Here is an 8,235-nt window from a genome sequence, read left to right as displayed (position 1 = left end):
CAACCAAAGGAATCCCTGCCACGACTGCACGAGCCATGACACGGGGTATTACTTGGCACTGACTTTCGGCACGCTGTTGAGTTCTCAAGGAGCGGGCGCGCACGACTGCCGGCCAATTTCTTGGCCTTTGTTCGAGGCGGTTTCTCCACTGTACACCGGGCTCCGCATCGGTGAACCTCGGGGGTTCGTCCGGCGGTTTCCCGGGCCTCGCGGCCCGGTCCGTTCTCGCTCGGTGCAGGGAGAACCATACACGCCCTCGGAGGGGGTCTGCAGGGGGGTCCAGCGGGGCCGGAGCGGCCGCCCGTCAGGAGGCCCGCGCCGGCCCTGCGAGACGTGTGAGGACGGCCGAGCCTTCCTCAGGCGACGCCGCGAGGACGGAACTGGACGCTCACCCGAGGCCCGACCGGCCTGGTCGTCTTGGGGATGCAGTGCTCCCAGGTGCGCTGGCAGGAACCACCCATGACGACCAGGTCGCCGTGGCCCAGGGGGAAGCGCAGCGACTGCCCGCCGTCCACGGGCCGGAGCATCAGCGGCCGCGGGGAGCCGAAGGAGACGATCGCGACCATCGTGTCGGTGGACCGGCCGCGGCCGATCCGGTCGCCGTGCCACGCCACGCTGTCCCGCCCGTCGCGGTACAGACACATGCCTGCGGACACGAACTCCTCGCCGAGCTCGGGGCCGTAGTGGCGGTTGAGCGCGGACCGCGCGTCGGTGAGGAGGGGATGGGGGAGCTCGTCGCGGCCCGAGTACCAGCGGAGCAGCCGCGGGACGGCGACCTCCCGCTCGTACATCTGGCGGCGGTCCTCCCGCCAGCCGATGTCGCCGAGCAGCACCTCCAGCACCTCGTCGGAGCCGGCCACCCAGCCGGGCAGGTGGTCGACCCAGGCGCCGCGGCCCAGGTCGTGCCGGACGACGGCGCCCAGCGAGCCGAGCGTGGCCTCCTCGGCGAGGTCCCACATCGAGGGCTGGTGCGCCAGCGTCATGCCCAGACGCTACCGCGGTTTCGCACAGGTGTGCGAAAAGCTGTGGACGGCGCCCTCCCGCGACCGCGCCCTCGGGGAGCTTCGCTCCTCGGCCGACAGCGGCGTCCTCCGGGGCGGGGAGCGCCCCGCTCCTACGCGGACAGCGCCAGGGCGAACGGCAGGACCGCCGGGGCACCGGCCCGCCGGAGCTCCCGCCCGGCCACGGTCATGGTCCAGCGGGAGTCGGCGAGGTCGTCCACGAGCAGCACCGGCCCGGTGACCTCCGCCAGCCGTGCCCGGAGCTCCGGCCCGACGACGATGCGGTCCCAGACCGCGGCCAGCCGGAAGGCGCTGTTGCCACCGGGCTGGCCGGTCGGCCCGCCGTGCGCCAGAGAGAGCTCCCCCAGGTAGGGCAGCCGCCCCATGCGGGCCAGGCCCTGGGCGATCCCACCGACCAGCTGCGGCCGCCGCCGGGAGGGCATGGCGACCACGGCTGCCGGGCGCTCCTTCCAGTCCCAGGCGGCGAGGACCCGGCCGCAGGCGCGCAGCAGCTCTTCGTCCGGTGCGACGTCGGAGACCGAGCGGCGCACCGGTACGTCGAACGCGGCGTCCGGGTCCTCCTCGATGCTCGGCGCCTCGAGCTCCACCACGCCGCCGACGCCGTCGTCGCCGAGCAGGGAGCGGAGCCGCTGGCCCCAGCCCAGGTCGGTGAGCCGGGCGACGGCGCGGCCGTTCTCCAGCTGCTCCGACGGCGCGATCTTGCCCTTCACGTCGACACCCAGCCGGTCGGCGCCGGTCGGCCACATCGCCCGCGGCGCCAGCTCGACCCCGGGGCGGTCCAGCGCGGCCGAGGCCGCCTCGGCCGCGGCCTCCGGCACGTCGGTGGCGTACCAGGGCCCGGCGCAGACGTCGCACCGGCCGCACGGAGCGGCGGTGGGGTCGTCCAGCGCGGACTGCAGGAAGGCCATGCGGCACTCGGCCTCGTCGACCGGCTTGGCGTAGGTCAGCATCGACCGCTGCTCGGCCTCCCGGGTGCGGGTGACGCGGGCGTAGCGGTCGGCGTCGTAGACCCAGGGCTGCCCGGTGGAGCGCCAGCCGCCCTGCACCCGCTCCACCGCGCCGTCCACGGCGAGCACCTTGAGCAGCAGCTCCAGCCGGGAACGGCGGACGTCGGCGACCGTCTCCAGCCGGGCCACCGACCACGCCTTGCCGTCGGCCATCGCCGTGAGCACGGCGGCGGCGTGGTCCTCCCGCGGCATCGAGGAGGTGGCGAACCACTGCCAGATGGCGATGTCCTCCGGGCCGGGGAGCAGCAGCACGTCGGCGTGCTCGACGGCGCGGCCGGCACGGCCGACCTGCTGGTAGTAGCTGACCGGCGAGGACGGCGCGCCGAGGTGCACGACGAAGCCGAGGTCGGGCTTGTCGAAACCCATGCCCAGCGCGGAGGTGGCGACCAGGGCCTTCACCCGGTTCTGCCGCAGCGCCTCCTCGGCGTCCTTGCGGTCGGCGTCGTCCAGCCGGCCGGTGTAGGCCCGCACCTCGTGGCCGGCGTCGCGGAGCAGGTTCGCCGTCTCCTCCGCCGCCGCGACGGTGAGCGTGTAGACGATGCCGCTGCCCGGCAGGTCGGCCAGGTGCGTGGCGAGCCAGGCCAGGCGCGCCCGGTCGCTCGGCAGCCGCAGCACCCCCAGCCGCAGCGAGTCGCGGGACAGCGGCCCCCGCACGGTGGTGACCTCCACACCCCCGGCGCCCAGCTGCTCGGCGACGTCGGCCACCACCCGCTCGTTGGCCGTCGCCGTCGTGGCCAGGACCGGGGTGCCCTGCGGGAGCGTGCCCAGCAGGTCGCGGATGCGGCGGTAGTCGGGGCGGAAGTCGTGCCCCCAGTCGGAGACGCAGTGCGCCTCGTCGACCACGACCAGCCCGCAGCGGGCGACCAGCCCGGGCAGCTGCTCCTCGCGGAACCGCGGGTTGGTGAGCCGCTCGGGCGAGACGAGCAGGACGTCGACGTCGTCGGCGGCCAGGCGGGCGGCGATGTCGTCCCACTCGGTCATGTTGGCGCTGGAGATCTCCACCGCGCGGATGCCGGCGCGGGCCGCGGCCGCCACCTGGTCGCGCATCAGCGCCAGCAGCGGCGACACGAGCAGCGTCGGGCCCGCGCCGCGACGGCGCAGCAGCGCGGTGGAGACGAAGTAGACCGCCGACTTCCCCCAGCCGGTGCGCTGCACGACCAGCGCCCGCTGGGAACGCTCGACGAGCGCGGCGACGGCGGCGTCCTGCCCCTCGCGGAAGACGGCGTCGGGCCGGCCGGTGAGCTCCCGGAGGATCTCCAGGGCCTCGTCGGCGATCGAGGACGGCGGCGCGGCGGTGGTCATGCCCCGACAGTAGGCACCGGGGGCGACGGAACGGGTGGCCGCGCGCGGCCTGGGGACGACGGTGGAGAATCCACAGGCGATGGCACAGGAACGGGCACACCAGGGGCAGCTGCCGGCCGACAACCACGTGCACACCCACTGGTCGTGGGACACCCCCGACTCCTCGACCATGCGCAAGGCCTGCGAGCGGGCGATCGCCCAGGGGCTGCCGGCCATCGCCTTCACCGAGCACCTGGACTTCACCGTCTGGGACCCGGAGGACCGCGCGACCGACGAGGGCCTGGTCGAGCGCCACGCGTCCCGGCACGCCGAGATCGACGTCGCCGGCTACTTCGCCGAGCTCGCCGAGGTGCGCGACCGGTTCCCCGAGCTCCGCATCTGGTCGGGGGTCGAGACCGGCGAGCCGCACCTGTTCTCGGCCAGCGTCGCGGCCTACCTGCGCGACGCACCGGTGGACCGGGTCCTCGGCTCGCTGCACTCGCTGTCGAAGGACGGCCTCCTCTACGGCGTCGGCCAGCTGCTGTGGGACGACGCCGAGGGGACCATGCGCCGCTACCTCGGCGAGCTCGTGGACATGATCGAGAGCAGCGACGTCTTCCAGGTGCTGGCGCACGTGGACTTCCCGCGGCGGTACTGGCCCGGCGGGACGCACCGGTACGTGGAGAAGGACTACGAGGAGGAGTACCGGGCGGTGTTCCGCGCGCTGGCCGGCAGCGGCCGGGCGCTGGAGATCAACACCAGCAGCCCGCTGGCCTCGGCCGACCAGGTCCGCTGGTTCCACGAGGCGGGCGGCGAGGCGGTCAGCTTCGGCAGCGACGCGCACGCCCCGACCGCGGTCGGGCAGAAGTTCGACCTCGCGGTGGCGGTGGCCGAGGCGGCCGGGTTCCGGCCCGGCCGGGACCGCTTCGACTTCTGGCGCCGCTGAGGCGGCATCCGGTCACCCCGGGCCGGCGGTACCGCGACCCACGGCCGGGCGCGGTCGGTACCAGGCCCAGAAGGCCAGTCCCACGACCAGCGACCAGAACGCCGACCCGATGCCGCCCACGGTGATCCCGCTGATCGCCACGAGGAAGGTGGCGACGACCGGGATCCGGTCCTCCGGCCGCTCCAGCGCCGCGCTCAGGGACGAGGCGAGCACCGGCCAGAGGGCCAGGCCGGCGGCCGCGGCGACGAACCCGGCCGGAGCCGTCACGACGAGGGCCGTGATCGCGGCGGAGACCAGCGCGAACCCGACGTAGGCCAGGCCGGCGGTGCGGGCGGCGAGGTAGCGGCGGCCCGGATCGGCGTCCGCCTCCGGGCCGGCCGCCAGCGCCGCGCTGATCGCGGCCAGGTTGATCGCGTGCCCGCCGAAGGGGGCTCCGAGCACCGTCCCGGCGCCGGTGACCGCCATGGCCGATCGCCAGGGTGCCCGGTAGCCGAAGGATGCGAGGACGGCCATGCCCGGCACGTTCTGGGAGGCCATGGTGACCAGGAACAGCGGCAGCGCGAGCCCGATCACCGCGGGAGAGCCGAAGTCGGGGGTCGTCCACACCAGCGCCGGCACCAGTGCGGACGGCTCGACGCCGCCTCCGCGCCAGGCCGGCCACCCGATGATGCCGAGGGTCACCGCGAAGGCGGCGGGCACGGCCCAGCGCGGGGAGAAGCGCAGCAGCACCGCCCAGACGGCGACCACCGGCACCACCAGCCAGGGGATCTCCAGCGCCGCCCGGACCGGCTGGAGGCACAGCGGGACGAGGACGCCGGCCAGCATCGCCTGGGCCAGCACCGGCGGGATGGCCCCGATGGCGGTCCCCAGCCGGGGCCAGCCGGCGGTGAGCAGGACCAGCGCGCCGACCAGCACGAACGCTGCCACCGCCACCGGCCAGGACGGCGCCGAGGCGGTAGCGAGCAGCGCGGCGCCGGGGGTGGACCAGGCCACGGTGACCGGCATCCGCGTCCGCTGGGCCAGCAGCACGGTGGCCAGGCCCATCGTGAGCGACAGGACCACGAGACCCGACGCCGCCTGGCCCGGCGTCGCGCCGACCGCGCGCAGGCCGGTGAGCACCACCGCGAAGGAGCTCAGGAACCCGACGAGCGCGGTGACCAGGCCGGCGACGGTCGTCGACGACGGGGCTGCGGGCACGGCGGGGGACGCTAGCCGAGCGGGCGGGGGACCGGCGGCGACGACGTGGCAGGGGGTGGTCGAGGTCACCGCGCCCGGCCCGCCGTCCCGGTTACGTTGCTGATCATGGGTGCCCCCGATCCGTTCGTCCGCGACGCCGTCCCTGGCGACGCCGCCGCCTGCGCGGCGATCTACGCCCCGTACGTCACCGGCACGGCGATCACCTTCGAGACCGACCCCCCGGCACCCGAGCAGATGGCCGGCCGGATCGCGGCGGCGCAGCGCCGGCACGCCTGGCTGGTGCTCGAGGAGGACGGCGTCGTGCTCGGGTACGCCTACGGGGGTCCGTACAAGGAGCGGGCGGCCTACCGGTGGTCGTGCGAGGTCAGCGTCTACCTCGACGGTGCTCGGCACCGGCGCGGCGGCGGGCGGGCGCTCTACGAGGAGCTGTTCCGGCGGCTCGCCGAGCGGGGGTTCCGCACCGCCGTCGCCGGGATGACGCTGCCCAACGAGCCGAGCGTCAGGCTGCACACCGCCCTGGGCTTCGAGCCGATCGGCACCTACCGGCGGATCGGGTTCAAGCACGGGCGCTGGCGCGACGTCCTGTGGGCGCAGCGGGCGCTCGGCCCGTACGACGACGAGCCGGCCGAGCCCGTGTGATCGCCCGCTGGGTACTTCACCGCTAAGGAAGTGGGGGCTAGGGTCGGCGGGGTGACCTCCGCCCGCCGTGTCGTGATCGCCCTGGGCGGCAACGCGATGACCGGGCCGGACGGGTCGGCGACCCCGGAGGCGCAGCAGAACGCCATCCGCGAGGCCGCCGGGCACATCGCCGAGGTGGTCGCCGCCGGCGTCGAGGTCGTCCTCACCCACGGCAACGGGCCGCAGGTGGGCAACCTGCTGGTCAAGAACGAGCTGGCCGCGCACGAGGTGCCGCCGGTGCCGCTGGACTGGAACGTCGCCCAGACCCAGGCGACCATCGGCTTCACCGTCGCCGACGAGCTGGATGCCGCCCTGGCCGCCCGCGGCCTGCCCCAGCGCACGGCCGCGCTGGTCACCCGCACCCTGGTCGACCCGGACGACCCCGGTTTCGCCGAGCCGTCCAAGCCCGTGGGCCGCTACCTCCCGCGCGAGCAGGCGGACCGGTTCGTCACGCTCGGCCAGACCTGGGAGGACCGCGGCGAGAAGGGCTGGCGCCGCGTCGTCGCCTCGCCCGAGCCGATCGCGGTCGTCGACTCACCGGCAATCCACGCGCTCGCCCGGGCCGGGTTCGTCGTCGTCTGCGCCGGCGGCGGGGGGATCCCGGTCGTCGACGACGCCGGCGCGTCAGGGCTGCGCGGCGTCGAGGCGGTCATCGACAAGGACCTCACCGCCGCCGTCCTGGCCCGCGACGTCGAGGCCGACACCCTGGTCATCGCCACCGACGTGCCGAACGTGATGGTCGACTTCGGCACCCCGCGGCAGCGGCCGCTGGGCCGGGTGGACGCCGCCGAGCTGCGGGCCCTGGCCGCCGAGGGCCAGTTCGGCCGGGGATCGATGGGCCCCAAGGTCCAGGCCGCCCTCCGCTTCGTGGCCGACGGCGGCAGCCGCGCCGTCGTCACCACCCTCGAGCACATCGCCGACGCCGTCCGCAGCGACGACGTCGGCACCGTCATCACCCCCTGAACGGAGAGGAACCGCCGTGCCCGCACCGATCGAGGTCCGCAAGGTCCCGCTGCACACCGTCAGCGACGCCTCCGAGCTGGCCAGGCTCATCGACGACGGCGTGATGGAGGCCGACCGGGTCGTCGCGGTCATCGGCAAGACGGAGGGCAACGGCGGGATCAACGACTACACCCGGATCATCGCCGACCGCGCGTTCCGCGAGGTGCTGCTGGAGAAGGGCTCGCGCAGCAAGGAGGAGGTCGGGGACGTCCCGATCGTGTGGTCCGGTGGCACCGACGGCGTCATCAGCCCCCACGCCACGGTCTTCGCCACGCTGCCCGAGGACGCCGTCGAGAAGACCGACGAGCCGCGTCTGACCGTGGGCTACGCGATGAGCGACGTCCTGCTGCCGGAGGACATCGGGCGCGTCGCGATGGTGAAGAAGGTCGCCGAGGGCGTGAAGAAGGCGATGGCGGCCGCGGGCATCACCGACCCGGCCGACGTCCACTACGTGCAGACGAAGACGCCGCTGCTGACCATCGACACCATCCGCGACGCCCACGAGCGCGGGCGGACGACCATCCTCGAGGAGCCGCACGGCTCCATGGACATCTCCAACGGCACGACCGCGCTGGGCATCGCCGTGGCGCTCGGCGAGATCGAGATGCCGTCGGAGGAGCAGATCATGCGTGACCTCTCGCTCTACAGCGCCGTCGCCTCCTGCTCGTCGGGCGTGGAGCTGGACCGGGCGCAGATCGTCGTCGTCGGCAACGCCCGCGGCCACGGCGGCTCCTACCGGGTCGGGCACTCGGTGATGAAGGACGCCCTGGACCAGGACGGCATCTGGAACGCGATCCGCGACGCCGGCCTCGAGCTGCCCGAGCGACCGCACCACACCGACCTCGGCGACCGGCTGGTCAACGTCTTCCTCAAGTGCGAGGCCTCGCCCGACGGGAAGGTGCGCGGCCGGCGCAACGCGATGCTGGACGACTCCGACGTCTCCTGGCACCGGCAGATCAAGGCCTGCGTCGGCGGCGTGACCGCCTCGGTGACCGGCGACCCCGCGGTCTTCGTGTCGGTGGCCGCGGTGCACCAGGGCCCGTCGGGCGGCGGCCCGGTCGCCGCGATCGTCAAGGCGTAGCCGGCCGGAACGGCTTCGGGG

The 8,235-nt window shown here is 74.5% G+C and carries 7 protein-coding genes; 4 read left to right on the top strand and 3 right to left on the bottom strand.

Annotated features, from left to right (window positions below):
* Nucleotides 1–356: 356 nt before the first annotated feature.
* Both BD833_RS15205 and BD833_RS15200 read right to left on the bottom strand, forming a co-directional pair.
* Nucleotides 357–983: an alpha-ketoglutarate-dependent dioxygenase AlkB gene (locus tag BD833_RS15205; RefSeq protein ID WP_166533976.1), complete on the bottom strand. Its 627-nt coding sequence runs from the start codon at nt 981–983 to the stop codon at nt 357–359.
* Between the two features lie 131 nt (nt 984–1,114).
* Entirely contained in the window at nt 1,115–3,331 is a 2,217-nt protein-coding gene (locus tag BD833_RS15200) for a RecQ family ATP-dependent DNA helicase (protein ID WP_166533975.1), read from the bottom strand.
* Nucleotides 3,332–3,410: 79 nt separating this feature from the next.
* Here BD833_RS15200 and BD833_RS15195 point away from each other — a divergent pair, with 79 nt between their 5' ends.
* A complete protein-coding gene (locus tag BD833_RS15195) occupies nt 3,411–4,256 on the top strand; it encodes a histidinol-phosphatase HisJ family protein (protein WP_166533974.1) in 846 nt (281 codons plus the stop codon).
* Nucleotides 4,257–4,268: 12 nt separating this feature from the next.
* Here BD833_RS15195 and BD833_RS15190 read toward each other — a convergent pair whose 3' ends face one another.
* A complete protein-coding gene (locus tag BD833_RS15190; RefSeq protein WP_166533973.1) occupies nt 4,269–5,453 on the bottom strand; it encodes a benzoate/H(+) symporter BenE family transporter in 1,185 nt (394 codons plus the stop codon).
* 105 nt (nt 5,454–5,558) lie between these two features.
* Between BD833_RS15190 and BD833_RS15185 the strand changes: the two genes are divergently transcribed.
* From BD833_RS15185 to bar, 3 genes are read left to right on the top strand one after another with little or no spacing between them, the layout of a single operon-like run.
* On the top strand, nt 5,559–6,092 hold the full coding sequence (locus BD833_RS15185; RefSeq protein ID WP_166533972.1) for a GNAT family N-acetyltransferase: 534 nt from the start codon (nt 5,559–5,561) through the stop codon (nt 6,090–6,092).
* A 51-nt stretch (nt 6,093–6,143) separates the two neighbouring features.
* Nucleotides 6,144–7,094 (top strand): carbamate kinase, encoded by a 951-nt coding sequence (locus BD833_RS15180; RefSeq protein ID WP_166533971.1) that lies wholly within the window; start codon nt 6,144–6,146, stop codon nt 7,092–7,094.
* Between the two features lie 16 nt (nt 7,095–7,110).
* Complete coding sequence (bar, locus tag BD833_RS15175) at nt 7,111–8,214, top strand: barbiturase (RefSeq protein ID WP_166533970.1); 1,104 nt, start codon at nt 7,111–7,113, stop codon at nt 8,212–8,214.
* Nucleotides 8,215–8,235 lie beyond the last annotated feature (21 nt).

The sequence above is a fragment of the Blastococcus xanthinilyticus genome, assembly GCF_008124835.1.
In the GTDB taxonomy this organism is placed as follows: Bacteria; Actinomycetota; Actinomycetes; order Mycobacteriales; family Geodermatophilaceae; genus Blastococcus; species Blastococcus xanthinilyticus.
This window is presented reverse-complemented; position numbering and strand designations above follow the sequence as displayed.